The sequence below is a fragment of the Colwellia sp. 6M3 genome, from assembly GCF_014077595.1.
In the GTDB taxonomy this organism is placed as follows: domain Bacteria; phylum Pseudomonadota; class Gammaproteobacteria; order Enterobacterales; family Alteromonadaceae; genus Cognaticolwellia.
The window spans coordinates 1-25,129 of sequence record NZ_JACGWF010000059.1 but is presented as its reverse complement, the minus strand read 5'-3'; the positions used below and the strand labels follow the sequence as shown (position 1 = coordinate 25,129).

Annotated in this window: 27 protein-coding genes; 20 read left to right on the top strand and 7 right to left on the bottom strand. The window is 36.8% G+C overall.

The features are described from left to right. Nucleotides 1-290 (bottom strand): hypothetical protein (locus H4J50_RS12985; RefSeq protein ID WP_182256915.1); only part of this gene is annotated, 290 nt, incomplete at its 3' end. Nucleotides 291-405: 115 nt separating this feature from the next. On the opposite strand from H4J50_RS12985, the gene H4J50_RS12980 reads away from it, so the two are divergent. The 4 genes from H4J50_RS12980 (at nucleotide 406) to H4J50_RS12965 (ending at nucleotide 3,689) form a co-directional block, all read left to right on the top strand. Further along, nucleotides 406-576, top strand: a complete 171-nt coding sequence (locus H4J50_RS12980) for an excisionase (protein WP_182256913.1) — start codon at nucleotides 406-408, stop codon at nucleotides 574-576. Continuing rightward, nucleotides 561-1,646: a tyrosine-type recombinase/integrase gene (locus tag H4J50_RS12975; protein WP_182256911.1), complete on the top strand. Its 1,086-nt coding sequence runs from the start codon at nucleotides 561-563 to the stop codon at nucleotides 1,644-1,646. The genes H4J50_RS12980 and H4J50_RS12975 overlap by 16 nt, the downstream gene beginning before the upstream one ends. 161 nt (nucleotides 1,647-1,807) lie before the next feature. After that, nucleotides 1,808-2,845, top strand: a complete 1,038-nt coding sequence (locus tag H4J50_RS12970) for an STAS-like domain-containing protein (protein WP_182256909.1) — start codon at nucleotides 1,808-1,810, stop codon at nucleotides 2,843-2,845. 364 nt (nucleotides 2,846-3,209) lie between these two features. Next, nucleotides 3,210-3,689 (top strand): hypothetical protein, encoded by a 480-nt coding sequence (locus tag H4J50_RS12965; RefSeq protein WP_182256907.1) that lies wholly within the window; start codon nucleotides 3,210-3,212, stop codon nucleotides 3,687-3,689. A 173-nt stretch (nucleotides 3,690-3,862) separates the two neighbouring features. Here H4J50_RS12965 and H4J50_RS12960 read toward each other — a convergent pair whose 3' ends face one another. Continuing rightward, entirely contained in the window at nucleotides 3,863-4,522 is a 660-nt protein-coding gene (locus tag H4J50_RS12960; protein WP_182256905.1) for a spondin domain-containing protein, read from the bottom strand. A gap of 356 nt (nucleotides 4,523-4,878) precedes the next feature. After that, a complete protein-coding gene (locus H4J50_RS12955) occupies nucleotides 4,879-6,006 on the bottom strand; it encodes an aminotransferase class V-fold PLP-dependent enzyme (protein WP_182256903.1) in 1,128 nt (375 codons plus the stop codon). 409 nt (nucleotides 6,007-6,415) lie between these two features. Here H4J50_RS12955 and H4J50_RS12950 point away from each other — a divergent pair, with 409 nt between their 5' ends. The 4 genes from H4J50_RS12950 (at nucleotide 6,416) to H4J50_RS12935 (ending at nucleotide 8,832) form a co-directional block, all read left to right on the top strand. Beyond that, nucleotides 6,416-7,537 carry an AI-2E family transporter gene (locus H4J50_RS12950; protein WP_182256901.1) on the top strand — a complete coding sequence of 374 codons (1,122 nt, stop codon included), beginning with the start codon at nucleotides 6,416-6,418 and terminating at the stop codon, nucleotides 7,535-7,537. A 232-nt stretch (nucleotides 7,538-7,769) separates the two neighbouring features. After that, nucleotides 7,770-8,072, top strand: a complete 303-nt coding sequence (locus tag H4J50_RS12945) for a DUF883 domain-containing protein (RefSeq protein WP_182256899.1) — start codon at nucleotides 7,770-7,772, stop codon at nucleotides 8,070-8,072. Between the two features lie 26 nt (nucleotides 8,073-8,098). Next, nucleotides 8,099-8,554 carry a phage holin family protein gene (locus H4J50_RS12940; protein ID WP_108455220.1) on the top strand — a complete coding sequence of 152 codons (456 nt, stop codon included), beginning with the start codon at nucleotides 8,099-8,101 and terminating at the stop codon, nucleotides 8,552-8,554. Beyond that, nucleotides 8,551-8,832, top strand: coding sequence for a hypothetical protein (locus tag H4J50_RS12935; RefSeq protein WP_182256897.1), 282 nt, complete (start codon nucleotides 8,551-8,553; stop codon nucleotides 8,830-8,832). Before H4J50_RS12940 ends, H4J50_RS12935 begins: the two co-directional genes overlap by 4 nt. 144 nt (nucleotides 8,833-8,976) lie before the next feature. Here H4J50_RS12935 and H4J50_RS12930 read toward each other — a convergent pair whose 3' ends face one another. After that, entirely contained in the window at nucleotides 8,977-9,357 is a 381-nt protein-coding gene (locus H4J50_RS12930; protein WP_182256896.1) for a VOC family protein, read from the bottom strand. A gap of 384 nt (nucleotides 9,358-9,741) precedes the next feature. On the opposite strand from H4J50_RS12930, the gene H4J50_RS12925 reads away from it, so the two are divergent. The 8 genes from H4J50_RS12925 (at nucleotide 9,742) to H4J50_RS12890 (ending at nucleotide 18,538) form a co-directional block, all read left to right on the top strand. Then, nucleotides 9,742-11,817 (top strand): TonB-dependent siderophore receptor, encoded by a 2,076-nt coding sequence (locus H4J50_RS12925; RefSeq protein ID WP_182256894.1) that lies wholly within the window; start codon nucleotides 9,742-9,744, stop codon nucleotides 11,815-11,817. A gap of 336 nt (nucleotides 11,818-12,153) precedes the next feature. Next, nucleotides 12,154-12,753 (top strand): PepSY-associated TM helix domain-containing protein, encoded by a 600-nt coding sequence (locus H4J50_RS12920; protein WP_182256892.1) that lies wholly within the window; start codon nucleotides 12,154-12,156, stop codon nucleotides 12,751-12,753. Between the two features lie 18 nt (nucleotides 12,754-12,771). After that, nucleotides 12,772-13,314, top strand: coding sequence for a DUF2271 domain-containing protein (locus tag H4J50_RS12915; RefSeq protein ID WP_182256890.1), 543 nt, complete (start codon nucleotides 12,772-12,774; stop codon nucleotides 13,312-13,314). Nucleotides 13,315-13,322: 8 nt separating this feature from the next. Next, nucleotides 13,323-14,129 carry a DUF4198 domain-containing protein gene (locus H4J50_RS12910; protein WP_182256888.1) on the top strand — a complete coding sequence of 269 codons (807 nt, stop codon included), beginning with the start codon at nucleotides 13,323-13,325 and terminating at the stop codon, nucleotides 14,127-14,129. A 490-nt stretch (nucleotides 14,130-14,619) separates the two neighbouring features. Then, nucleotides 14,620-16,161, top strand: a complete 1,542-nt coding sequence (locus tag H4J50_RS12905) for a dipeptidase (RefSeq protein WP_259366246.1) — start codon at nucleotides 14,620-14,622, stop codon at nucleotides 16,159-16,161. Between the two features lie 166 nt (nucleotides 16,162-16,327). Continuing rightward, on the top strand, nucleotides 16,328-17,053 hold the full coding sequence (locus H4J50_RS12900; protein WP_182256887.1) for an SDR family NAD(P)-dependent oxidoreductase: 726 nt from the start codon (nucleotides 16,328-16,330) through the stop codon (nucleotides 17,051-17,053). Nucleotides 17,054-17,075: 22 nt separating this feature from the next. Continuing rightward, nucleotides 17,076-17,972 carry an amidohydrolase gene (locus H4J50_RS12895; RefSeq protein ID WP_182256885.1) on the top strand — a complete coding sequence of 299 codons (897 nt, stop codon included), beginning with the start codon at nucleotides 17,076-17,078 and terminating at the stop codon, nucleotides 17,970-17,972. A 107-nt stretch (nucleotides 17,973-18,079) separates the two neighbouring features. Continuing rightward, nucleotides 18,080-18,538, top strand: coding sequence for an Lrp/AsnC family transcriptional regulator (locus tag H4J50_RS12890; RefSeq protein WP_108455211.1), 459 nt, complete (start codon nucleotides 18,080-18,082; stop codon nucleotides 18,536-18,538). Nucleotides 18,539-18,708: 170 nt separating this feature from the next. On the opposite strand, the gene H4J50_RS12885 is transcribed toward H4J50_RS12890, so the two are convergent. Together H4J50_RS12885 and H4J50_RS12880 are read right to left on the bottom strand one after the other, a co-directional pair. Further along, nucleotides 18,709-19,893 (bottom strand): mandelate racemase/muconate lactonizing enzyme family protein, encoded by a 1,185-nt coding sequence (locus H4J50_RS12885; protein ID WP_108455210.1) that lies wholly within the window; start codon nucleotides 19,891-19,893, stop codon nucleotides 18,709-18,711. 62 nt (nucleotides 19,894-19,955) lie between these two features. Beyond that, nucleotides 19,956-20,726 carry a class II aldolase/adducin family protein gene (locus H4J50_RS12880; RefSeq protein ID WP_182256883.1) on the bottom strand — a complete coding sequence of 257 codons (771 nt, stop codon included), beginning with the start codon at nucleotides 20,724-20,726 and terminating at the stop codon, nucleotides 19,956-19,958. Between the two features lie 147 nt (nucleotides 20,727-20,873). Between H4J50_RS12880 and H4J50_RS12875 the strand changes: the two genes are divergently transcribed. Next, nucleotides 20,874-21,635 carry an NRDE family protein gene (locus H4J50_RS12875; protein WP_182256881.1) on the top strand — a complete coding sequence of 254 codons (762 nt, stop codon included), beginning with the start codon at nucleotides 20,874-20,876 and terminating at the stop codon, nucleotides 21,633-21,635. Between the two features lie 22 nt (nucleotides 21,636-21,657). Here the strand turns inward: H4J50_RS12875 and H4J50_RS12870 are convergent, their stop codons facing one another. After that, nucleotides 21,658-21,834: a hypothetical protein gene (locus tag H4J50_RS12870; RefSeq protein WP_162533723.1), complete on the bottom strand. Its 177-nt coding sequence runs from the start codon at nucleotides 21,832-21,834 to the stop codon at nucleotides 21,658-21,660. Nucleotides 21,835-22,316: 482 nt separating this feature from the next. Here H4J50_RS12870 and H4J50_RS12865 point away from each other — a divergent pair, with 482 nt between their 5' ends. Genes H4J50_RS12865 through H4J50_RS12855 form a run of 3 tightly spaced genes read left to right on the top strand, consistent with a single transcriptional unit; the run spans nucleotide 22,317 to nucleotide 24,835 of the window. Further along, a complete protein-coding gene (locus tag H4J50_RS12865) occupies nucleotides 22,317-23,543 on the top strand; it encodes a threonine/serine exporter ThrE family protein (RefSeq protein ID WP_108457741.1) in 1,227 nt (408 codons plus the stop codon). 31 nt (nucleotides 23,544-23,574) lie between these two features. Further along, entirely contained in the window at nucleotides 23,575-24,183 is a 609-nt protein-coding gene (locus tag H4J50_RS12860; RefSeq protein WP_108455208.1) for a TetR/AcrR family transcriptional regulator, read from the top strand. A 40-nt stretch (nucleotides 24,184-24,223) separates the two neighbouring features. Continuing rightward, nucleotides 24,224-24,835, top strand: a complete 612-nt coding sequence (locus tag H4J50_RS12855) for a PilZ domain-containing protein (RefSeq protein ID WP_182256879.1) — start codon at nucleotides 24,224-24,226, stop codon at nucleotides 24,833-24,835. Nucleotides 24,836-25,129: the final 294 nt, after the last annotated feature.

The window sequence follows — 25,129 nt, the reverse complement described above, 5'->3', positions numbered from 1 at the left end:
ACATTATCCTTAATAAATTTATCAAATCCCTTTCTATGACGAACAATAAATTCTTTCGCAGCTTCATAGTTTTCTTTTGGATTATTAGATTGAATACAAATTTCATTCGCCTCAAAATACATTTCAGAAGAATCAACACCTCCATCAATATATTGAACTGTCAATTCAAAAATAGCTAAAAACACTTCGGCTGGTTTACGCTCAGAAGTAGCCGTTTCAACGAAGTATTTTTTTAAACAACTTCCCGTCTTTTTAAGTTCATCCAAATCTACTTGATTATTTGTGATCATCTACATCCCTTTAAATATAAGAACCTAAGTAGTACATACCTAGAACATCATCTGTTTACCACATGATTTTAAAGTAATTATCTGTCTCAAGCTAGTACAGACCAACGGAGACAATATGAATTGGATAACTATTAAAAAATGTTCTGAATTTTACGGGTATACCGAAGAAGCAATAAGGGCAAAAATTAAGAAAGGACAATGGGTGATCGATCAGCACTTTACAAAAGCGCCTGACGGCAGAATTTTAATTAGCATTAAAGGAGTAAACAAATGGATAGTAAGTTAACAGGTATTAAAGCCAACAATTCAAGTATCAGTATTTCTTTTACTTATAACGATATTCGTTGTCGAGAAACTGTAAAAGTAAAACCGACAAAATCAGCATTAAAAGAAATGGTTCGTAAACGCGATGCAATTTTATATGAAATTGAATTTGGTCAATTCGATTACTTAAAGCATTTTCCTAACAGTAAAAAAGCTAAATCATTAGCTAGCACCCAAGCTAACAGAATCACTATTAAAGAAATGATTACTGAATGGTTCAAGCGAACCCAAGACCAATGGGAGTATTCAACAAAACGCGGATACATCAGTAAAATAAACCATCATATTGAACCTAACTTTGGTCATATATATGTGAATAAATTTAAGCCTAGCTTTTTTAAAGATTGGGGAGCGACTTCAAATCTATCAGGTAAAACTAAAAATGAAGTTCGCTCAATACTGCGTTCTGCTTTTCAGGAACTCTATATTGATGAAGTTATTGATGGTAATCCTATTGACCGAGTAAAACGCTTTAAACACATCAAAAAAGAGCCTGAACCATTCAACGCCATCGAACGAGAAAAGATACTCGCCCAAATGACAGGACAAGTCAGAAATTTATATGAATTTGCCTTTTGGACTGGTCTACGTACTAGCGAATTATTAGCCCTGAGAAAATGTGATATAGATTTAGAGCGTAAAGTTATTTTTGTTCGAAAGGCATTGGTTCATGGTCGTGAAAAAGAGACTAAAACAAAATCTAGTGCCAGAACTCATCAACTACATAAATCAGCATTAAAGGTATTAAAAACACAATTATCAATAACCTCAGAGAATAATATTCGTATATTTCTGAACCCTAAAACAGATCAACCATGGCGAGATGACCGCGCTATTTATCATAATTGCTGGGTACCATCATTAAAGCTATCAGGTGTTAAGTTTCGTAAGCAATACAACACTCGACATACATACGCTTCAACCATGCTCACTGAAAATAAACCTATTGCATGGGTAGCAAAACAATTGGGACACAGTGATATAGCTATGACCTTGAGTATCTATGCGCGGTGGATACCTGAAAACACTTAAATAACATTACATTGACAATAAACAACACTTAAGTTGACAATAAATAGCACTTAAGTTGACAATAAATAGCACTTAAGTTGACAATAAATAACATTAACATTGACAATAAAATAAATAGTACAGATAATCACAATAAGTAAATTTAATAAATTATTAATGAAATGGCAATTCGCGAACGTAGTAAGACTATACAAAAACAAATTCTTAGGGATGTAGTTCATCATCCAAAAGATATTGTTTCTCATATCTCATCGATTTTTTCTCTGAGTCGACAAGCTGTAAATCGTCACATATCTCAGCTGGTAAAAGCAGGAAAAATAAATGCTACTGGTACGACAAAAAATAGAACATATACAATTGGATCAGTAAGATCAAATACATTAATATTAGATATATCAGCAGGGGCATCTGAACATGATGTATATTTTAATAAGTTTCCAGATATATTAAGTGGCCTTACACAAAATGTTGAAGATATAGTATTTTATGGTTTTACTGAAATACTTAACAACGCAATTGATCACTCTAATGGTAAAGAATGCTTTATTTCTGTTGACCGTACAGCTGAAAAAATACAAATTTCAATTCTTGACGACGGCGAAGGAATTTTCACCAAAATTACACGTGCATGTAATTTAGCTGATGAAAAGCAAGCTTTACTTGAGTTACATAAAGGCAAGTTAACTACTGACCCAGAAAATCATTCTGGGCAGGGCATATTTTTCACATCAAGAATGTTTGATGAGTTTAGGATATATTCCAACAAATTAGTTTTTACTCATGATCATAAAAGTACTCATGATATAATTAGAGATGCTGATTACGTTGATAAAAAAGGTACACTAGTTTTAATGTCTATTAGTTTAAACTCTAAAAGAACTGATAAAGAAGTTTTTGATGAGTTTACTGTAGCAGCAGAAGAAAATGATTTTGCATTTAATAAAACTATAATACCTGTTGAAATGGTTAGGTTCGGTCAAGAAAACTTAGTTTCTAGAAGTCAAGCTAAGAGGTTGCTTTTAAGAATTGAAAACTTCAAATATGTCTATTTTGATTTCGAAAATGTAGATACTATTGGTCAAGCTTTTGCTGATGAAATTTTTAGGGTTTATAAACTCAGACACCCTGATGTATTACTTCATCATACAAATGCGAGTAATGATGTTATAAAAATGATAAAAAGAGCAGAAGCAAATTAAATCCTGCTTTACCGATTAATAACAAATATAAATATAAGGCATTGAATTAATGATAGATTACAAAGGTTCGATTCCCCCCCGCCCACCAAAATAAAGACCTTTTTTAGTTTATTCGTTATACCTAGTAACTTATAGATTTGGCCATAGTCTGGTAACAGACTATGATAAAAAAAACCGCTTAATGGCGGTTTTTTTATGTCTTGAGTTTAATGTGTTCTTGACCCCATTGAATATGTTGCGAAATAAATGACGTTATTAAGAATGCCATCGTAGCAGTGCTTTACGCTGTTTAAAAATTTGGATTATTTGACACTAATCTAGTCGTGAACTAACTTTAGTTGGATTATTAAAAGGACTAACTAATATGCTTATTACACCTGATGAATTGTCACAAATAAAGAGAGATCTTGAAAGAATAGTAGAAACATCATTAAAAAATTTATCATACCTAGTTGATCGTGAATACTTTAATCATGAAAATCATGTAATATCTAAATCATTCGTATCAGCATTTTATGAATTTTGTAACGCTGAAGAATATAGTGACAACCCAATGCAAGTTACTATAGATAGAATAGTATCTCGAATTCAGCACACATCTAGTGCTGAGTTTGAGACAGCAGGCTTATATGGCAACCAACTTAAGACTAAAATAGAACTTGTGACATTTAACTGGGGCCGTTTTACCATTGATAATATTATTTCCCCCAAGAGGTGGTTAGAGTGCCTAAAATCCTTGATGCTGAGTATATTCTCAATATATGGGGGAGATGAGGCACATAAAGAACTTCTTGATATGGGGATTAATATCATTACTGATCAACTGCCTGTTAATACGCTTTAATCTTATATTTGCTCAATGAGCCAGTTATTTATTCTATGAATGCGCTCAAAGACCTTTTTAATCCATTAGTTAAACCTAGTAACTTTTAGTTTTTATCATAGTCTGGCAACAGACTATGATAAAAAAAACCGCTTAATGGCGGTTTTTTTATGTCTGCAATTTCTGTTAGTTATTTACTTAACGACTTCAATTACCACTTTAGCTACAGCGCCATTCCAGTTATACATTTGTCGTGAAAGATCAGCCTCGCCATGAATGGCTGGGCTTGGGTAAATATATCCTTCGCCAGCATCTTCTGGTGAAAATGGCATTCCACCACAATGGGGGCCTGGAATATTGTTACAATATTCGTCATTAGTTTCAGTGCCGCCGTCATAAGCTTTTAAAAAGTAAACTTGCTTACCTTTCTTTGGTAAAGATTTACCTAATAATGCAACCATAGTGTCGTTTGTTGGTAATAACATAGCAGCAATACTAATTTGTTTATATTTACCATGCCTCTCCATAGTAAGTTCTACACTTGCTCCAGGTGCAAGCAAGCCTTCAGAGTTAGTTGTTGAAAGAACATTTCTAGAATCATCTAATGCTGTTTTTAGCATTGAAATGTCACCGCCTTCAGCTATACGCTCAATCATTTTTGAAGCTGGCTCTCCTACTTTAAAAAAGCTAATATCGCGATTATGTGTAGCGACTAATAAAGGGGTAAAAGAAATACCTTTTGTTAGGTTAGTTACGGTAACTTTATATGTTTTATTGTCATTTTTTCCGGCACTTGCGCCTAATGAAATAATTGAGCTAAGTACTAACACCAATATTGATAGTTTTAATTTCATAATATAATCCTTTTTACTTATAGTTAGATTTTGCTGTATTTTTAAAACGTTGTTTTATATCGACATCAAATTTTTTGATATTGCAAAGCAGAGTTTATATACAATTAATCACAGTCAACTCACGTAAAGTTAACAAAACTATCACAGCAAAAAAAAGCGATTAGAATTAAACCGTTAATATAAATAATCAGTTAAAGAGGAAGTTAAGCGGAGGTATTGGTGATTGTGGCAATTAAATATATTAATTAGAAGCTGACTTAATTTTCGTTGAATTGGATCAGTGTATATAAGAAGAAAGGTTAAACGCTTGCCACTAATTACCTTTGTAAATAAATGACAAGCGTTAGATTGGAATATTACAAAATTTGGCTTAGTGCCTTTTCTAGTTCAGTTACCGTTCGATCAACATTATGAAGCTTGTCTAGGCCAAACAAACCAATGCGGAAAGTTTTAAAATCAGCACGTTCTCCAACTTGCATTGGTACGCCAGCGGCTATCTGCAAACCTACAGAGGCGAATTTTTTGCCATTCTGGAATTCATCATCAGTTGTATAACTGACAACTACACCCGGCGCTGTAAAACCTTCAGCAGCTACACTTTTAATACCGTGTTGGCTGAGTAATGCACGTACACGTTGACCAAGTTCTTGTTGCTCTTGGCATACTTTATCAAAGCCATAGGCTTTGGTTTCTTTAATAATATCTCTAAAACGCGTTAAACCGTCTGTTGGCATAGTGGCGTGATAAGCATGACCACCATTTTCATAAGCTTCCATAATTTGCAGCCACTTTTTCAGATCACAAGCAAAGCTGTCACTGGTGGTTGACTCTATACGATCGCGCGCCAACTCGCTAAGCATAACAAGTGCGCAACACGGTGAAGCACTCCAACCTTTTTGAGGCGCACTAATTAATACGTCAACACCCGTTGCCTTCATATCTACCCAGATAGTGCCTGATGCGATACAGTCAAGCACCATAATCCCGCCCACTTGGTGTACGGCTTCTGCCATGGCTTTTATATAATCGTCGGGCAATATAATACCGGCTGAGGTTTCAACATGTGGAGCAAATACAAGGTCTGGCGATTCAGCTAAAATAGTAGCAACTACTTCATCTATCGGTGGTGGTGCAAAGGGCGCTTGGGCTTCATCACTAGTTTGTTGTGCTTTCAAAACAGTTTCGTGACTTGGTATATCACCCATTTCAAAAATTTGGCTCCAACGATAGCTAAACCAACCATTTCGTACCACTAATACTTTTTTGTTACGGGCAAATTGTCGAGCAACCGCTTCCATACCAAAAGTTCCACTACCGGGAACAACTATGGTGCTTTTCGCTTGATAAACCTCTTTTAAGTCAGCAGAGATATCTTGCATAACTTGCTGAAAGGAACCAGACATATGGTTTAATGAGCGGTCAGTGTAAACAACGGAGTATTCTAATAATCCATCAGGGTCAATATTGGGTAGCAATCCAGCCATGTGAGGTCTCTTTATATCGTATATATATGCATGATATTGCCGCAGATACCGAAGACTATCAATGCCTTTTACGTAATATTTAGTATCACGATGTGGAGAATTAAAAAACTTGAACACGGTTAGTGACATTGAAAGAGGATAAGTAATAACTAGATGAAACTGACCTTAACACCAACACCTAAATGAATAGGATAAAATAAGCCCCTTTACGTTAGAAAACTAATACTAAAAAACTCAAAATTTATAATTTTTGGACATTACTCTTAGGTAAAGTAATGGGTCACTAACTTTACCTAATACTTTTAAAAACAGATAAATCTGCCCGTTAGTCGTCATAAAGCTAGTGCAGTTAAGCTAGGATGCTATACACTCTATTTTATTGACACTATTGTAAAAAGGATCTTCTGTTGTGAGCTCAACTATTAGCAACTACCAACCACTTAAATGGTTATTTGCCCTTGCGGTTTTATATACACTTTACCTTGCCCAATCGTTGTTTATTCCTATTTTATTCTCTGGTTTTATTGCGCTTTTGCTCAGTCCACCCGTTAAATTATTAAAAACGTTTTATATCCCCCGCACTGTTTCCTCTTTTGTATTATTAGCTTTACTTGTTGCACCATTTACATTCTTAGCTTCAGAGTTAGTTGAGCCAGCTCAAAAGTGGGCACAGTTATTACCTAAAATCACTGTTCAGCTAAACCAGAAAATAGATAACATCAGTGATGAGTTTGATAACCAAAAGCAGCAAGTCGAAGCAGAGGTTGCCGCCAGAAATAAAAAAGCTGAAAAATTTAATTTTTTTGGCTTATTCTCAAGTGATAAACCACAACCTAAAAAGGCAGCTGAAACAGACGGAAATACAGTAGAAAAACATATTAAACAAAGTGGTATTAAATTATTGATTGCCGGATTAAGTAGCGCTCCTTTATTTTTAGCTCAATGTTTTGGTTGCTTAATATTAATACTATTTTTGCTGATATATGGCCCATCTGTTTACATTGCGGCCAGAAGCTTTCCTCATATTGCCAATAAGAAAAAGCTCGACTCCATTGTTTACGAAGTGCAAAAAGTATTATCAAAATATATTATTACCATCAGTGTTATTAATTTTATTCTTGGTGCTGCCTCCGCTATAGCGTTTGCATTTTTGGGCTTAGACGACCCTATATTATGGGGAGCTTTAGTAGGTTTACTTAACTTTGTACCCTATGTAGGTTCAGCAATTAGTATTGTTATTTTAACTTTGGTGGGTTCAGTTCAATTTGGTTTAACGTTATTTGCCCTAGTACCTGCCTTTGCGTTTTTATGTATTAACATTTTAGAGTCACAATTGCTTACCCCTATGGTATTGGGCACAAAAATGCAGCTTAATCCACTTGTGACTATTTTGTGGTTGTTTTTTCTTGGTTGGCTTTGGGGAATGCTTGGTGTATTGCTAGCGGTGCCTATTTTAGTATCGATAAAATTAACACTAGAGCGACTTAAGCTACTTACCCATTGGGTAACCTTTATTGAAGCTAAGGCTTAAATAAGCGCTTAATAAATGAAAGCAGATATAATTTTTGGTGCAGAGAATGAAAAATAAGTAAGTAAAGTTTTCATTCTTCTGTGTCAATATTGCAAAACAAAACAAGCACAGATTTATCGAAAAAAATAAGCACTTGAATTAAAACAGATTAATTTCAAATAATACTTGGCTCAATGATTGCTCTACTTAAACCAGTTAATAAAAACTGTTATGTAAAAAGGAGAATAATCACATGGCTACTAAAACTTCAAACATCGATAAACAATCAAATTCTACGCACCCTATTTCAGATAAAGTAAAAGATACTTTGCATGAGTCTGTCGATACTCTAGCTCAAAAAGCAGCAACAACCGAAGATCGTTTACGTAATGCTGCACAGTCTGGTAGTGAAAACTTCACAGCGAAGCAAGAAGAAGTAAAAGCACAATGGGAACAATCTTCAGTGAAAAAATATGCCACAGAAAACCCTGTAGCAACAGCCGGTATTGCATTTGCTGCAGGTGTATTTTTAACCAGTCTTTTACGTAGAAAATAATAACAACTGAATAGGAAGCGAATATAGTGACTATAAGCGAAGACTCAGGTACTCAGCAAAAGCATGATAATGCTGAGGCTGAAAGCTTACGCCTTTCACAGGAGCAACAGCAAGCAGTTGAGGCTGAAGCTTCTTTTCGTGAAACCTATTCGGCTATCATTAAGCTTTTCAATGTTAAACAAAAAAAGTATAAAAGCACCCTCGACCTTGCACTTCTAGAGGGAAAAATATCACTTAAAGCTATGGCAGTATTTGGTATTTTAATGTTAGCGGCATTCGTTATTGTTGCTGTTCTATGGGGATTATTTAACGTGGCGTTAGTATTAGGCGTTATGCATTGGTCTTCTTCAGTTTGGCTGGGTTTAATGGTTGCGGCTGGGGTTAATGTTCTACTATTTTTCATTTGTTTTAACTTAATGAAAAAGGTAAAACGTGAAGTTGGATTTAATCGCACGCAACGCGTATTTAAAGGTGACTTATGATATTTTCATTATTTAAACAGATTAAACATGCTGATCAATGTGCCGCTAATGTAATGTTACTTCGTAAACTCGACAAAGCACAAAGTGTTAGGGCAAAAGAAAAATCTTTAGCGCTAATAACATCCCCAAAAGGCTTAGCCACAATTTTCACTGTAGGCTTAGCTAGAGGATTGATAACACCGAGTATTGCGACACAGCTTAAAAGTATGGCGGTTATATACGGTAAAACTAATTTAGATGGTTGGTTAACTGGCGACGAAATTCAAACGCCTGAATAGCTCACTGTAAAAACTTAATTTTATTGTAAGTGAATATCTACTCGATACTTAGTTATAAGTTGGTAAACGATATATTAAAAAAGACGCCTTAAGCGTCTTTTTTATTGGGTATTTATGGCTGAGCGCTATAAAATTAAACTTTGCTTACCCTACTCGGTGTAGTGCACAAAGTTTATTGCCAGAAGGATCACGTAAATAAGCAAGGTAAAGCTTACCTGCGGGTGCTTCCCTTACGCCTGGTGCATCTTCACAAGCTTCGCCTCCATTAGCTACTCCTGCTGCTTGCCATGCATCAGCCTGAGCTGGTGAAGTAGCAGCAAAACCTACTGTACTGCCATTGCCATTACATGCTTTTTCACCATTAATTGGCTTACTTATTGAAAATACACCAGTATCTGTAAAGTAAAAACAGCGGCCTTTTTCATCAATAACGCCTGGCTCGTGACCTAATTCACCTAAAATAGCATCGTAAAAAACTTTTGATGCGTTTACATCGTTAGCACCGACCATAATATGACTAAACATTTGATTTCCTCTTTTTTAAATGACTTGACTGTTTTTAACACAATAACCTATTGAATAAATACAATAATACTGGGTTTATATAATAATAGCTGAACTTATACAGTCTCAGCATGCACGAAAATCAGCCTCCAATACAAGAATAATTTAATTTTTTTCAATGACTCATGTCTATAAAGCATGGGTTATTAAATATTTAGACATTAATAAAAACACTTATTTGTATATTAATCCGTCTATCAAAGCAATCATCTGATTTTATATGACTTTTTTTAATATAAACTACAGATTTGTATTGCAAATGATAATCACTCTCATTATCATTGCGTTTAATTTGATGCTTAAAGCATTTACTTGAACACATTCGTTGATAATTTGGAGATTAACATGAAGTACTCACCGCTGTTTTTGGCAATATCTATGGCAACGCCAATAACTGCATATGCTAATAGCAGTCCTTTAGAAGTTATTGAGGTTACAGGTAGTTATTTTAATGATTACAAAGTCGATGAAGCAAAGGGAGCCATGCGTACCGATGTTTCATTACTTGAAACCGCACAATCAGTGACCGTAATTTCAAGTACTATTGTTGAAGAACAATTAGCAACCACTTTAGGTGAAGTACTTACCAATGACGCCAGCCTTTCTGCAGGCTCCAAGCAACGTAATCGTGAGGTATTTAACTTACGCGGTTTTGAGCTAAGCTCTTCAAATGGTTATTTACGCGATGGCCACCAACATTGGTCACACTACCAACAACCAATAGAAACTTTAGAAGCGGTTGAAGTGATTAAAGGTCCTTCAAGTATTTTATACGGTCAATCGGGTCCCGGTGGCTTAGTAAATATGGTTACTAAAAAGCCAACGGCTAACACCTTATTTACTATCGGTGCAGATACCGACCAAGAAGGTTCAACCCGTTTTACCTTAGATGCAGGCGGCGCACTAAACGACGACGAATCGCTTCGTTATCGTGGCATTTTAGTGAAGCAAGATGTTACTTATCAACGTGAATATCAAAACGGTGATCAGCGTGAGCGCGATCGTTTCTTAGGTGCACTTGTTGTTGATTATGATGTTTCAGATGATTTATCACTGAGTGTTCATTATGACTACACAAACGACAAAGCAGGATTAGACACTGGTGGTTGGTTAAACGAAGACGGCAATTTAATTGGCGATCGTAAAACTATTCGTGATATGTCGTGGGCATTCACCGACATTGACGTTGAAAACTACGGCGCTGATATTAATTATAATATGAGTGATGCATGGCGAGTAACCCTTGGCTACAACAAGCAAACCTTTGAACGCCAACGTTTCGAGTCTTCGCCAAAATATGGCAGTACTTTTAATTTTGAGGGCGATAGCTATACCTCAAATCCTTATGACCGTTTTGACGACTGGCAATTCACTACTACCTTTATCGACTTTGTTGGCGAATTTGAGTTTGCAGGTGTTAGCCACCAGCTTTTAATCGGTGCTAACTCACTAGATTATTCTTACGACCAAGTTAAAGCTAATGGCACAGCAATTACTTATTCAGCAGGACAAGTCGAACCACCAAAGCCAGATATTAGTTATAAAAATCCAGATACAACATCACATAGCGAATACGACTACTACGGTATATACGTGCAAGATTTGGTTACCTTTAACGAGACTTGGCAGGTTTCATTCGGTGGTCGTTATGACAAGCAAAACAAAGAAGGTGCTGATAATGAATCTTTCTTGCCTAAGTTTGGTGTGCTGTATCACCCCTCTGAACAAGCCACTATTTACTATAGCTACACTGAAGGTTTTGAACCACAAAGTAGCGAAACGTTAGATAACGATACTGATATCAATCATGGTATGAAACTAGAGGCTATGGAGTCTAAGCAAAGCGAAATTGGCGTAAAATGGCAACTTGTTGACGACAGACTTCTACTAAGTGGCGCTATTTTTGATATCAGCAAAATGGGCAAGTTAATCAAAGAAGATCTGATTGATTCTGCATTTGAATCTCGCACAACGCAAGCTGGCGAGCAACGCCATAAAGGTTTTGAATTGGGCGCTCAAGGTGCCATTAATGACAAATTATTTATTATGTCATCGTTGATCAATATCGACGCTGAATATGAACGCGACGCATTATATCAAGGCAATACGCCAGTTGATGTACCAGAATGGTCTGCGGCTTTATGGTCACGCTACGAGTTAACTGAAAAACTTGCCTTTAATGCCGGTGCATTTTACGAGGGATCGCGCTTTGCAGATAACCAAAACACCATCAAAAAAGACAGCTATACCCGCATTGATGTCGGAGCAACTTATCAAATGGATATTAAAGAGCATGAACTAAACCTGCGCTTTAACATTAATAACTTGCTAGACAAAAGATACTTAATTGGCGGCGGAACCACGAGTGTAACAGCAGCTGATGGTATTAGCTTCCGCTTAGCAGCTCAGTTGGCATTCTAGTGAAAAGTTAGTAAATAATTCAGGTTAAGGCGACACACTTTATGTAGGTCGCCTTTTCTGATTTTGTACTTTTTATATCAAGCAGATTAAATTATTTTTCTTCATTTGATGAAAATAACGATTCAAATTCAGGTGAGTAATTGGTTCTTACATAGATGTAAGCCTAGAGAGCTGTGCAAGTGCATATTGTCGAGAAATAGCAATTGAACATAACGCGGAAATTGGATTACTTGAGCATTGGTAGTTATTCAATAAATTAGTCCGTTTGGTATTAGCATTTTTACTAGTAATAGTTCAATCGCATTTAAATAACATTAATGAAGAAAATAAGTAGTAATGAAGCCCTCTAAAAAAACCTTAAATCTTGCCCGACTTATTCACGTTTATGTGTCTATGGCGTTACTGACCTTGTTACTGTTTTTTTCAGTTACAGGCATCACCTTAAACCACCCTGAATGGTTTAGTAGTCATAAAGCGAAGGTTGTAGAAAGTGAACTAACTATCAATTCCATTGCCGAGCTTGCAATTAACGATAACAAGGTAACACCTAAGCAACAGCAATTTATTACCTATGAAGTAGAGCAAGCCTTTGGGGTTTCTTTAACAGATATAAAGCCCGAGTTCATGTCAGGTGAATTTTTTTATAGCATTAAACAGGCAGGAAAAAGTGCCAGCATTGCCGTTGAACTTGAAACCGGTGACGCTTTTTATGAACAAACCCATTACGGCTGGTGGGCTGTGCTTAATGATTTACATAAAGGCCGAAACACCAGTAACTTTTGGGGCTGGATTATCGATCTTTCCAGTGTACTTTTTATTGTTTTTGCTATCACGGGCTTTATTTTAGCCATGCCACAAAAACGTTTTCATCGCACTTTAGTGGTCAGTGTTAGCAGCACATTACTGGCCATTTTGAGTATTATTTACTTTGCCTAAAAGGAATTTATACCTCTTATGAATAATTTTATATCAAGCCATGCAAATAGCATCAGCAAAATAGTCTTACTGGTATTTTTTACCCTGTTATTTATTTTGCCAGCATCAGCGCAAGCCAATGAAAACAGTCTTGCTAATTTAGAAATAAAATTAACATTAAAGCAGCAACAAGGTGAATACCACCCCCCTTATGTTGCCGCTTGGTTAGAAAACACCGAAAGAAAGCCGGTAAGAACACTCATACTTTGGCGCAAAGAACCTAAATGGCTGAAAGATATTCGCCGTTGGTGGCGCAATGTAGGCCGAAAAGATGCCGAACTCGTTGATGCAATAACCTCAGCAACACATGCTGCTGGAACATTTCCATTGTCGTTTAAGGCCACCGACGATCAACAACAAGCCCTGCCTGCAGGAGACTACACACTTTATATTGAAGTAGTACGAGAGAAAGGCGGCCGAGTATTACTCAAACAGACTTTTACGCTCGACAACAAAGCACAGCATTTTACCCTCAATGAAACCGCCGAAACTGGCAACATTACTTTTACTGTTACACCTTAGGAGCTCAAATGAACTTAACAAAATCACTATTATTTTTCTTGGCTGTTGCCATTAGTAGCCAAGCTAGCGCGCATTCACGTTGGTTATTACCTAGTCACTTTACGCTTTCGTCAGAGCAAGGTGCGTGGATCGCGATTGACGCTTCAGCTTCAAACGAAGTATTTAATGTTGATAAAGCATTGAGTATAGATAACATGAGTATTGTCATGCCGTCAGGTAAGAGCACTCGTCCTTCATCAAGCTACAAAGCCCATAGAAAATCAGTAGCTGACTATTTTATTGAAGACAGCGGTACTTATAAAATAACCAATAACGCCAGTGCAAGTTACTTCTCTAGTTATAAAGTTGCTGATAAGCGCAAGCGTGCCCGTGCCAATAAAGCAGAATTGAAAGCCATGATCCCGGCTAATGCCACTGATTTACAAACAACTTACGGACTAACACGTGTAGAAACTTACATTACGATGAATAACCCTACTGAGAACTACCCTAGCGACGGCCAATTTCTAGAGTTATTACCAAAAACACATCCGGCAGAAATTGTAGAGAATGAGCCAGCTACTTTTACTTTTACTTATCATGGTAAAGTGCAAGCCGGAGTTGAAGTTGAGATCGCTCCAGACGGTGCTCGTTACCGTAACGCACCTAACGTATTAAAATTAGCTACTGATGAAAATGGTGAAATTACTTTTACCCCAGCTCAAGCCGGTCGTTATTTATTGATTGCTGAATATGAACAAGACGCTAAAAACAAAACCTTAGCAGATAAAGAGCAAGGTGGCGTATTCCTTACTTTTGAAGCGCAACTCCAATAGCAATAATGTAAAAGCTAGTCACTTACGTTAAATAAGTGAGCTAGCTTAAGTTTGAGTTGAAGTTGAAGTTGAAGTTGAGGCTACGTTAATTTGTAGCCTTTTTATTTCATTTAATAACCTTTATTACTAATATTAAGTGTATTGCCTGCCTGAGCAAACCTATTATTTAAAACAATTAAACTTATCTGTAAAAATCGAGTCTACCGGTTTCTGTCATCCTAATTTAATACCAAACGGATTAAATGTTTATCCTCATTCAATGAAGGTAATGATTCAAGTTTAAGCTGTGTGATTGATTCTTACATGAGTATTGTAAGCTAAGGCAATGCATTGGCATATTGGCGAGCAATAGTGAGCTAGTGCGCTTGAACACAATGCAGAAATTAAATTTATTGAGCATTCAAAGATGATCAATAAATTAGTCCGCTTGGTATAACTTACGTTAATATAGCGATGAGAAAAATTGAACCACCAATTACTGGAGCACCTTTTGCTTAAAAAATTAACGCTTTTATCTGCATCAATCATTACCTCTGGGCTTATGTCTTTAACATTAAGCACAGAGGTTAACGCCACTAGCACTAAATCTACACAAATTAGCTACAGTGCAAAAAGTACAGCTGACTATGCCGTAGCAACCTATCAGCAAGCTATGGTAGATAGTCTACGTGAGCTAGTAAAACATAATACCGTTGCTGAAGATGGCGTATCGATTGATGATAATCGTGCACATGTTGCTTTTAAAGCCGAGCTTAAAAAACAGGCACAAGCACTTGGTTTAGATTACCTAGATGACGGATACGTAGTCGTAATTGGCTTAGGCGATCAAAAAAAGCGCGTTGGCATTATTACTCATGGTGATGTTCAACCTGTTAATCCAAAAAAATGGCAAAAATCACCTTTTGAATTAGACACAACCACTGAGCCAGGGCGACTAATTGGTCGTGGTACAGAAGATGATAAAGGCCCTATCTCAACCGCTTTGTATGCAATGAAAGCAATTAAAGATAAAAAATTAACACTGAATAAGCGTATAGAACTATACGTTTATATGGCAGAAGAGTCAGATTGGGAGCCGTTAAAGGCTTATATTAAAACCCATGACTTGCCACAAACAAATATTACTATCGATGCTGAATACCCTGTAGTAACGGCAGAAAAAGGCTATGGCACAGTTAAACTTGTTTTCAACAAACACGATAAACCAACTATTTCACCTTATATTAGTGAGTTCAGCGGTGGTTTTTTTGGTAGTCAGATCCCTGAAGATGCTAGCGCAACTATCGAAAATGCCAATATTGTTTTACTGCAAAGACTAATGAGAAAAGCACGCAGCTACCAAGGTGTTAGTTTTGATCTAGAGTTAAAAGACAGCACGTTAACGATTAATGCATTAGGAAAATCAGCACATTCTTCAAAACCCGACGAAGGGGTAAATGCTATACCTTATTTGGCTGACTTATTATCGAGCACACGCTGGGAAAATAATGGTCCAGGTACTTTAGTAAACTTTATAAACGATAATATTGGTCTTGGATTAGAGGGCAAAAAGTTTGGTAATATTGCCTATCAAGATGATTTTATGGGCGCGATGACTTTTTCACCTACGGTAATTAAACAGCACGAAAATAATATTGAACTGAACATCAACCTACGTCGACCGCAAGGTAAAAGTAAACAGCAATTAAACGATGAAATTCATCAAGCAGTGCAGAGCTGGAATAATAAATTTGATGCTGAGGTTATAGAGTTAGAGCATTACATTGGTGACCCCTTTGTACAAAAAGATGCACCGCATATTGATACATTATTAGCTGTATTTAGTCACTTTACAGGTATTAAAGACGCAAAGCCGATTGCTATTGGCGGCGGTACTAACTCGCGATTATTTCCTAACGCGGTGAGTTTTGGTCCTTCAATGCCGAACAATGAATATACTGGTCATTCTGAGCATGAATTTATTACGATGGAACAATTTATTCTAAATTTAAAAATGTATACTGCGGCACTGGTTGAGCTAGCTCAAAAATAGTGAGCCGTTCGAAGCTGTCCACTTTTAATAAAGCAGTTGTGTACAGCTTCACCCTTGCGTTGTTTTTTAGCTCTATTAAGTTCGCTGCGTTATAAAAAGTTTAATACCTTGGTATTAAGTGCTTTTAAGCGATATTATTTAATAAAATTATTGATGTGTTTTTACTATGAAAAAAGTTTGTGTGGTTACCGGTGGTAGTTCAGGTATTGGCTTAAGTATTGTTAAGCTTTTTTTGGCGAAAAAATATCAAGTATTCAATCTAGATGTTACCCCATCTAACGTTGGCGATTTTTGTCATTGTGATATTACCGATGTTAATGCGGTTAAGCACATTATGGCTGATATTAGTAAACAAGGCCAAATCGACGTATTAGTTTCTAACGCCGGCATACATTTTTCAGGCTCAATCGAAAACACCAGTGAAGCTGATTTAGAGCGGGTTTTTAATATTAATGTTAAAGGGGCTTATGCTGCGATAAAAGCGGTGTTACCTGTAATGAAAGCACAAAAAAATGGCGCTATTATTTTAATGTCGTCTGATCAAGCGCTTATTGCCAAGCATAACTCGTTTGCTTACAACATGAGCAAAGCCGCGTTAGCTTCAATGGCAAAAACTACTGCACTCGATTACGCGCAATTTAATATACGCGCCAATGCCGTTTGCCCTGGCACAATAGAAACTCCACTTTATCATCAAGCCATTAACAACTATTGTGAAAAGTCTGGTGCGAATAAAGCTGAGGTACATGCTGAAGAAGCCGCTTTACAACCGCTAGGACGACTTGGACAAGCTGAAGAAGTAGCAGAGTTAGTCTACTTTTTAGCTTCAGATAACGCTAAGTTTATCACTGGCAGCTTACAAGTTATTGATGGTGGCTATACTGCCCAGTAGCATGAGTATCCGTTAAAAAATAATGAAAATAATCGACCCGCATTTACATTTATTTGATCTTAGCCAAGGAGAATATTCATGGCTAAAGCCCGAATGCCCACCATTCTGGTCAGATAAACCCTTAATTGCGAAAAATTTTTCTGAAAATGATCTCACTCTTGCTAAACCTTTAACACTTGCAGGTTTTGTTCATATTGAAGCGGGTTTTGATAATCAACAACCATGGCGTGAAATCGCTTGGTTAGAAAGCACCTGTAAAATACCCTTTCGCAGTATTGCACTGCTCGATATTACTTTGCCAAAAGCATTGTTTTTAACACAACTCGAGTCACTAATGACCTATCAGAGTGTCGTTGGTGTTCGCTATATTTTAGATGACGATGCGTTAACTATTCTTAACAACAAAAATAGCGCAGTTAATTTGGCCATTTTAGCCACCAAAAAACTCAGTTTTGAATTACAAATGTCACTAGCAAACAATGCGGCTACCGAGCGTTTAATCACAATATTATCAAGTAATACAGATTTACAGGTTTGTATTAATCATGCAGGTTGGCCAACGCAGAATAATGCACAATCATTGTGCTGGTTACAAAACCTTAAGCGCTTAGCGAGTTTTGATAATGTTTTTGTTAAATGCTCTGGCTTTGAAATGGCAAACCGGCATTACTCAGCAAACTGGGCAGGTAAAATCATTCATCAATGTATCGAAAGCTTTGGTATTTATCGTGTCATGTTAGCGAGTAATTTTCCGCTAAGTTTATTCCATACAAGTTATGAAAATACTTGGAACTCTTACCTCAGTATAGGGAGTAATAACTTAGGTGAGAATGAGCCTGCGGATATAAAGCCTTTATATAGTAAAGAGCAATTAACACAATTATGTTTTAGTAATGCACAACGATTTTATCAATTTTAAAAAAATCCCTACAGATTGAAAAAATATATCTCGCAATAACGCCCTCTTTATCGCAAAATAATTCCTCATGAACTTATAATTAGGTAAAACCATTTCGTTTAACGCTTATGGATGCATTTGATAAAAAAATACTCAATATTTTACAGCATGACTGTACTGCTTCGGTTAGTGAAGTAGCAAATAAAGTAGGCCTGTCAACAACCCCTTGTTGGCGCCGCATACAGGCAATGGAAAAGTCTGGCATTATTAAAGGTCGTGTCGCCTTAGCAGATCCTGAACAACTGAATGTAGGATTAACGGTGTTTGTGACCATTAAAACTAATCAGCACAATCCAAACTGGCTAAATGAATTTAGAAAAGTAGCGATGGATTTTCCAGAAATTTTAGAATTTTATCGTATGAGTGGTGAAGTTGATTATCTACTGCGCGTTGTAGTACCAGATATGAAGGCTTACGATAGTTTTTATCAACGCTTAATTACTCGGGCAAGCTTTGCTGATATTAGTTCTAGCTTTGCGATGGAAGAAATAAAATACACCACCGCGCTACCCATTGATTATATTTAACTTAAACTTGAGTTAATAAACATGCTATTCAGCTGATAAAAATAGTTATCAGTTAAATTATTCACGCCATATTTTAAGTCGAAAATAAAAAAGGTAGCCAAGCTACCTTTTTTAAAACACTAGCTTATTCAAAGCTTATCGCTAATTACTAAGCATATACTTCAAAGCTTTTACTTCAAAGCATTAACCGTAACATTCGGTGAGCGCTTTACAATTTCATCATTGAGCTCAATACCAATACCTGGGGTTTCTGATACTTCGAAAAAGCCATTTACCGGTTGTGGATCTTGTAAACACAATTCACGATTCCAATCTTTAATCGCATAAGTATGATGCTCATGAATTAAAAAGTTAGGAATAGCCGTTTCAAGGTGTAAAGATGCTGCTGTCGCTACAGGACCACCACAAACATGGGCTTGAATACGAATGTCGTAAACATCGGCATAATCACACACTTTTTTAGCTTCGGTGAAACCACCACACAAACCAATATCAGGTTGTAACACGTCAATGCTTTGATCTTCAAAATAAGGGCGTACGTCCCAGCGGTGATACAAACGCTCGCCGCCAGCAATCGGGACATTAACGTTATCAGAAACTTTTTTATGCACCGCTGAGTTTAAGTAGTTCACTGGCTCTTCGTAGAACATGCAACCAACTTCTTCCACAATTCGTCCCATTTGAATAGCAGATGCCGCGCCCATTAATGAATGAGATTCAAAAATAATGTCGACATCTTCGCCAACAGCATCACGAATAGCGCGTAAACGATTACCAAATAAGCGCATTTGTTTTGGGGTAAATAATTTCGTTCGATCAAATGAAGAACTGCCATCATGGTTATAAACAATAGGATCAACCTTTACCGCATCATACCCTTGAGCGACAGCTTTTAATGCGGCTTCGGCATATTGCGCAGGTTCAATCAGTTTATTGATTTTTTCGTCCCAATCAAACTGTAATTGGCTAGCATAAGTGCGCAGTTTACCATTGGTTTTTCCGCCTAATAATTGATAAACAGGTAAACCTAGTGCTTTACCTTTTATATCCCATAAAGCGGTGTCAATTGCACTCATTGCTGAATAAAGTACCGGTCCGCCACCTAAGCCCCAAAAGCTTTCTCGTAGCATACGCGACCATAATAATTCGGTATTAAAAGGGTTAAATCCGATCAATACGGCTTCACTAATTTCTTTGAGCATTGCAGCGGCTGCGCTATGTCCCCAGTCATAAGCTAGGCCAGCTTCACCAACCCCTGTTATGCCTTCATCGGTATGTACACGAATAAAAACCGGATTCCAACCTGGACGTTTAGGACATTCAATATCAAAAATTTCTACATGAGTTACTTTCATTACGCTCTCTTTATAAACTTTTAAAGGCTGTTTTCAAATAATAACCGAACGGTAAATATTGGTTATAGTGCGAAATTTGGATCTTCTTTATATACTCGACGCAACATAGCTGGCCACGCTTTTTGACCGCCTGTTAGTCCAGTATGAACAATATTTGCTTGTGCTTTAATACCATCAACAATACTTTGATCAACTAATAAAGGCTTCATTCCTGTTGACATAACTTGTACTTGAATTTGGCAAGCACGTATTAAGTCATACATATGCATAAAGGCATCTCCAATGGTTTTGCCCATTGTTAATGCGCCGTGATTACGCAACAACATAAAGTTTTTATCACCTAAATCTTTTTGAATTCTAAGCTTCTCTTCATCGTTAACCGCTAAACCCTCATAATCGTGATAACTTAACGAAGCAAGTGCGAACATTGAATATTGGCTAATCGGCAATAACCCTTCTTGCAAACTCGCAACAGCGACAGCTTCATTACTATGAACATGTAACGCACAAATATCGTCGTGACGTACTTCATGAATGGCACTATGAATGGTAAAACCTGCGGGGTTAAATTCAAACGGGCAATCGGCATCGACAATATTACCGTCCATATCAACCTTAACTAAGTTCGATGCGGTAATTTCATCAAACCTCAGTCCAAAAGCATTGATAAGCACATGTTCAGTATCTGGAATTCGCACAGAAACATGGGTGTAAATAAGATCATCCCAGCCATGCAGTGCAATCAAACGATAACATGCAGCTAAATCAACTCTCAGTTGCCACTCTTGCGCTGATACTTTATTTTTTAAATCGATTACTGGAAGTGTTAACATCAGCATTTACTACCTTTTATTTAAGATGACTTTAGGACTTCACGCTAAATACCTAAAGTACTCAGATAACTATGCGACAAACTTTATCCTATGACAGCATGGAGTGAAAGCACCAGATATTCTTTCATAGAACAAAATAGGTGAATTATGTGTGTTTTATTTATTGCTGTTGAACAGCACCCCGATTACCCGCTTATTATCTGTGCAAATCGGGATGAATTTCATCAACGCCTGACAAAAACAATGCACTGGTGGACAGAGCAAAATATATTAGCAGGTAAAGACTTACAAGCAGGTGGCACTTGGCTAGGTTTAAGCCGTGATGGATATTTTTCAGCATTAACTAATTTTCGCAGACCCGATAGTTTTGATGCCACTAAACGGTCTCGCGGTGATTTAGTAATACAAGCACTCAAAAATGATATCAAACAAACCCAACAAGACCTTTTGATAAACGCGCATAAATATAACGACTTCAATCTTGTTTTTGGTCCCTTGAATGATTTACAAGCCTTTGATAGCGTAAATCAACAGTTTGTTAAACTAGACAAGGGCTTTCACAGTGTTTGCAACGGTGCATTGGATGATGTTTGGCCGAAAATGGCTTTAGGTTTACAAGTGTTAGAAACTGCAATTACAAACCGTGATGTCGATATTGAAACACTACTGTCGGTGTTAACGAATCAAACGACTGCTGAGCCAAGTACTTTACCTAATACAGGCGTTAGCGCGATATTAGAGACATTGCTTAGCAGCATTTTTATTACCTCTCCTGAGTATGGAACTCGCTCTAGTGCCATTATTTTACAATCAACAACAGGTGAGCTTTGCGTGTATGAATATACTTACGGTAAAACTGGAACAATACATACTCAAGATAACTTTAATTTTTCTCCAACAGTGAAGTAATTATGGTTAAGCTGCACATCGGCTAGGCCATCATTTGGCGAATGATCGCAGCGACAATCGCAATAAAGACTACTACCCACAGTATTTTCGAATATTTTTGCTGTTGCTCAGCTTCCATTGGTTTACCAAAACGTTGTCCTAATACCACCATTAAAGCAACCGAAGCGAATACACAAAATAAAATAATTAATAGCGTCATAAAAAATATAATCCTGAAAGTTAAATCTGAAATAAATATAGGTTGGCTAAGTTGAAAATGCTGCAAAGCTTAGTTTGCAGATTATTTATCATACCCAGATTTTCACATGCTGCAAATTTTTTCAACCAAACTCCATACCTGTGATCTGTTGTTGTGCAAAATACGCATAACTTTTTCTCTACATACTTTCTAGCTCACTTAGTTCATTTAGCACTGATCTAACCTTTCCTCAAAAAATAGCGAATGGATGTTAGTCGCATGATATTGAACGAAGGGTTTATCTATCGTGCAACTTTAAAATGTAATATTCAAATCTGTAGTCAAAAAACAATCAATGTAAGTAAAAACATGCACCGAAATCATCACATAGGTAATTTCGGTGCATGTTAATCAACAATTTTAACCAGATTTTACATCTGTGCTTTCATTTTAAAATTAATCATTTACCATATGAAACTCTATTCATTGCGAACAATATCTCCATGCCAAATACTGATAGTTTTACCGATAAACGTCGATTTATAATTCGTTTGGGCAAAGCCTTACATAAATTTGGCACACCGGCTTATAGATTAGAGGCGCATCTAACTGATGTATCGAATAGTCTCGGCGTTTTTGGCTCTTTTGTTATTACGCCAACCTCGATGACATTTGTATTATCTGAAGACGATGAAAATCAAGATTACAACCATATTCTTCGCGTAGCCCCTGGTGAACTCGACTTGGGCTCATTAGCGCGTGCCGATGAATTAGTTGATGAACTTACCTCAGGTCAACGCTCGTTATCAGAAGCAATTGAACGTTTAGATGAAATAGCCAATAAACCTAATCCATACGGACGTTTTTTAACTTTCCTAGCTTTTGGCGCTTCAAGTGGCGCTTTCGCCATGCTAATGCACACCAGTTGGAATGACGTTTTTTGGTCATCTTTGCTCGGTTTAATTGTTTGTTTATTTACCTTTTGGGCTGAACGTTCTCGTCGTGTTACCGACATGTTAGAACCTATTGCCGCCATGACAACAGCTATATTAGCTACCGCTATTGCTTTAATTGACCCTAGTATTAATATTCCGTTAGTGGTGCTGTCGAGTATTATTGCTTTTATTCCCGGCTTATCTTTAACCTTGGCATTATCGGAACTCGCCGCGCGAAATTTAATATCAGGTACCGCAAGGTTGATGGATGCCTTAATGATATTATTCAAAATTTACTTTGGCGGTGTATTAGGTATCGCATTAGGTAAAATGATGTGGGGCGAAGTTGCCTTTATTCAACCACCGAGCACACCAAATTGGACCTCTTGGGCTGCGGTTACGACTTTATCAATTAGCTTAGTTATTTTATTTAAGTGTCGCAAAAAGGATGCGCCTTGGGGTATTATTTCCGGCTATGTTGCCTTTGGTGCAAGCATTGTTGGTGCAGAATATTTAGGGGTTGCTCTTGGTGCTTTTGTAGGTGCTTTTGCCTTAGGCATTTATGGTAGTATATTTTCACGCATAATGAATTTACCTTCAAGTATTGTTAAATTAATGGGCCTTGTTGTGTTGGTACCAGGAAGTAAAGTGTATATTGGCCTAAGCAACGCGGTATCCGGACAAACAATGTTAAACGCGACGGATATTGGCTCACAAACATTCTTGATTTTCATGTCATTAGTCGCAGGACTAATTTTTGCAAATGTAGCATTTCCATCGAGAAAAATACTGTAATGAACAGCACTAAAACTAGGCGACTACATGTATGGTAACTAAAACAAAATACCACCATGGTGACTTACGAAAGTCTCTAGTAATTACGGCTACTGAAATGGTGACAGAAGGTGGTATTGAAGGCTTGTCTTTTCGTAAGCTAGCCGAACGTATTGGTGTGTCACGCACCGCGGCTTACCATCACTTCACCGATAAAAATGACTTATTGTGTGCTATAGCCGAACAAGGTTTTGAGCAATGGCATCAGCGTGTAAGTGAAATTTTTTCTGAAGAAAATCTATCTAATGAACATAAATATCGCAACTTTGTTCATGCCTATATAGGTTTTGCTACAAGTAACCCATCGTTATACGAATTAATGTTTGGCCGTATTATTTGGAAAGAAAATAACAGTACTGAAACATTAAAAAAAATTGCCTATGCTAGCTTTAACTATCAGGTTGAAATGACCAAGTTATGGCAAGAGCAAGGTATTATGATACAAGATGAAAATTCGCTAAGATTAGCTCAAGTTACTTGGGCTACTTTACATGGTATAGCGCGCTTAGTTATTGATGGTATTTACGCGCAAGCAAGTCAAATTGATGAAATGTGCGAATGTGCTGTAAACGTTTTTCTTTCAAGTACCCATAAAACATAAACCACGCTGAAACGTAGTCACATAAAAAGGTAATTTATTTATGAAAACTGATGAAAATCAAACGAAGTTAGCCCAATTTGATGAGTTTTTCTCTATAAAATACACTTTTAATATCAACGCTAGTCTTATCAGCAAAGCACAGTTACCTGATTACCAGCAATTTATAGCTAATATGCCGACGCCCTTTAAAATTGCATCAGAGGTTAACACACTAGAACAAAGTGCCCTGCGCCCACTGCAAGCTGTTGCCGGTGTTGCCAGCCAATTGATGGAATACCTAAATCATCAGTCAAAAAAAATGGACCTGTTAATCGGTTACATTCTTGGCCAGCAAGATGACGATAATGCGAGATTTGAAGCCATTAAATTTGGTGGTGGCGGTATTATATTTCAAACTGACGATACTCAGCTATTTAATACCAGCGACTTTATTGAATTAAAGTTGTTTTTTCCTGAAGAAAATAGTGCTTTATATTGTGTTGGTGAAATTGTAGATACTGAGTTAGTTGATAGCATTAACCAGCATAAAGTAATTTTTCATCATATTCGTGAAGAAGATCGAGAAGCATTAGTTCGTAATAGCTTACATCAACAATCGAAACAGCTTCAAGCCTTAGCTCAACAGCGAAGCCAAGAAAAAAAACCTAAATAAAAACTTATAAAAACTTATAAAAACCTAAATAAAACGTTAGAAATTAACTGATAATTACTACATTTCCCTTTCAACCGTTGAGGATAAATTAACGGTTTTATAGCTAATTCATGATTTTTAGTGATGACCGCAAGGAAAATTTCCATCAATTTTCGCTTAAAAGCACTTCTACGTTTCAACTTTATCGTTTATCTCTGCAATTAAAATTCACAATCCATATATTACCCACAAGTAAAGCATCACAAAACAATAAATATAAAAACTTGATTACTAATGTTTTTTTCTAATTAAAGC

Excerpts from the sequence above, each read along its gene's own strand:
- H4J50_RS12915 (WP_182256890.1), top strand. The coding sequence starts at position 12,772 with ATGAATAATTTTATATCAAGCCATGCAAATAGCATCAGCAAAATAGTC.
- H4J50_RS12930 (WP_182256896.1), bottom strand. The coding sequence starts at position 9,357 with ATGTTTAGTCATATTATGGTCGGTGCTAACGATGTAAACGCATCAAAA.
- H4J50_RS12920 (WP_182256892.1), top strand. The coding sequence starts at position 12,154 with ATGAAGCCCTCTAAAAAAACCTTAAATCTTGCCCGACTTATTCACGTT.
- H4J50_RS12980 (WP_182256913.1), top strand. The coding sequence starts at position 406 with ATGAATTGGATAACTATTAAAAAATGTTCTGAATTTTACGGGTATACC.
- H4J50_RS12965 (WP_182256907.1), top strand. The coding sequence starts at position 3,210 with ATGCTTATTACACCTGATGAATTGTCACAAATAAAGAGAGATCTTGAA.
- H4J50_RS12880 (WP_182256883.1), bottom strand. The coding sequence starts at position 20,726 with ATGTTAACACTTCCAGTAATCGATTTAAAAAATAAAGTATCAGCGCAA.
- H4J50_RS12910 (WP_182256888.1), top strand. The coding sequence starts at position 13,323 with ATGAACTTAACAAAATCACTATTATTTTTCTTGGCTGTTGCCATTAGT.
- H4J50_RS12855 (WP_182256879.1), top strand. The coding sequence starts at position 24,224 with ATGAAAACTGATGAAAATCAAACGAAGTTAGCCCAATTTGATGAGTTT.
- H4J50_RS12945 (WP_182256899.1), top strand. The coding sequence starts at position 7,770 with ATGGCTACTAAAACTTCAAACATCGATAAACAATCAAATTCTACGCAC.
- H4J50_RS12885 (WP_108455210.1), bottom strand. The coding sequence starts at position 19,893 with ATGAAAGTAACTCATGTAGAAATTTTTGATATTGAATGTCCTAAACGT.
- H4J50_RS12860 (WP_108455208.1), top strand. The coding sequence starts at position 23,575 with ATGGTAACTAAAACAAAATACCACCATGGTGACTTACGAAAGTCTCTA.
- H4J50_RS12865 (WP_108457741.1), top strand. The coding sequence starts at position 22,317 with ATGCCAAATACTGATAGTTTTACCGATAAACGTCGATTTATAATTCGT.
- H4J50_RS12960 (WP_182256905.1), bottom strand. The coding sequence starts at position 4,522 with ATGAAATTAAAACTATCAATATTGGTGTTAGTACTTAGCTCAATTATT.
- H4J50_RS12895 (WP_182256885.1), top strand. The coding sequence starts at position 17,076 with ATGAAAATAATCGACCCGCATTTACATTTATTTGATCTTAGCCAAGGA.
- H4J50_RS12870 (WP_162533723.1), bottom strand. The coding sequence starts at position 21,834 with ATGACGCTATTAATTATTTTATTTTGTGTATTCGCTTCGGTTGCTTTA.
- H4J50_RS12900 (WP_182256887.1), top strand. The coding sequence starts at position 16,328 with ATGAAAAAAGTTTGTGTGGTTACCGGTGGTAGTTCAGGTATTGGCTTA.
- H4J50_RS12970 (WP_182256909.1), top strand. The coding sequence starts at position 1,808 with ATGGCAATTCGCGAACGTAGTAAGACTATACAAAAACAAATTCTTAGG.
- H4J50_RS12955 (WP_182256903.1), bottom strand. The coding sequence starts at position 6,006 with ATGGCTGGATTGCTACCCAATATTGACCCTGATGGATTATTAGAATAC.
- H4J50_RS12975 (WP_182256911.1), top strand. The coding sequence starts at position 561 with ATGGATAGTAAGTTAACAGGTATTAAAGCCAACAATTCAAGTATCAGT.
- H4J50_RS12875 (WP_182256881.1), top strand. The coding sequence starts at position 20,874 with ATGTGTGTTTTATTTATTGCTGTTGAACAGCACCCCGATTACCCGCTT.
- H4J50_RS12890 (WP_108455211.1), top strand. The coding sequence starts at position 18,080 with ATGGATGCATTTGATAAAAAAATACTCAATATTTTACAGCATGACTGT.
- H4J50_RS12935 (WP_182256897.1), top strand. The coding sequence starts at position 8,551 with ATGATATTTTCATTATTTAAACAGATTAAACATGCTGATCAATGTGCC.
- H4J50_RS12925 (WP_182256894.1), top strand. The coding sequence starts at position 9,742 with ATGAAGTACTCACCGCTGTTTTTGGCAATATCTATGGCAACGCCAATA.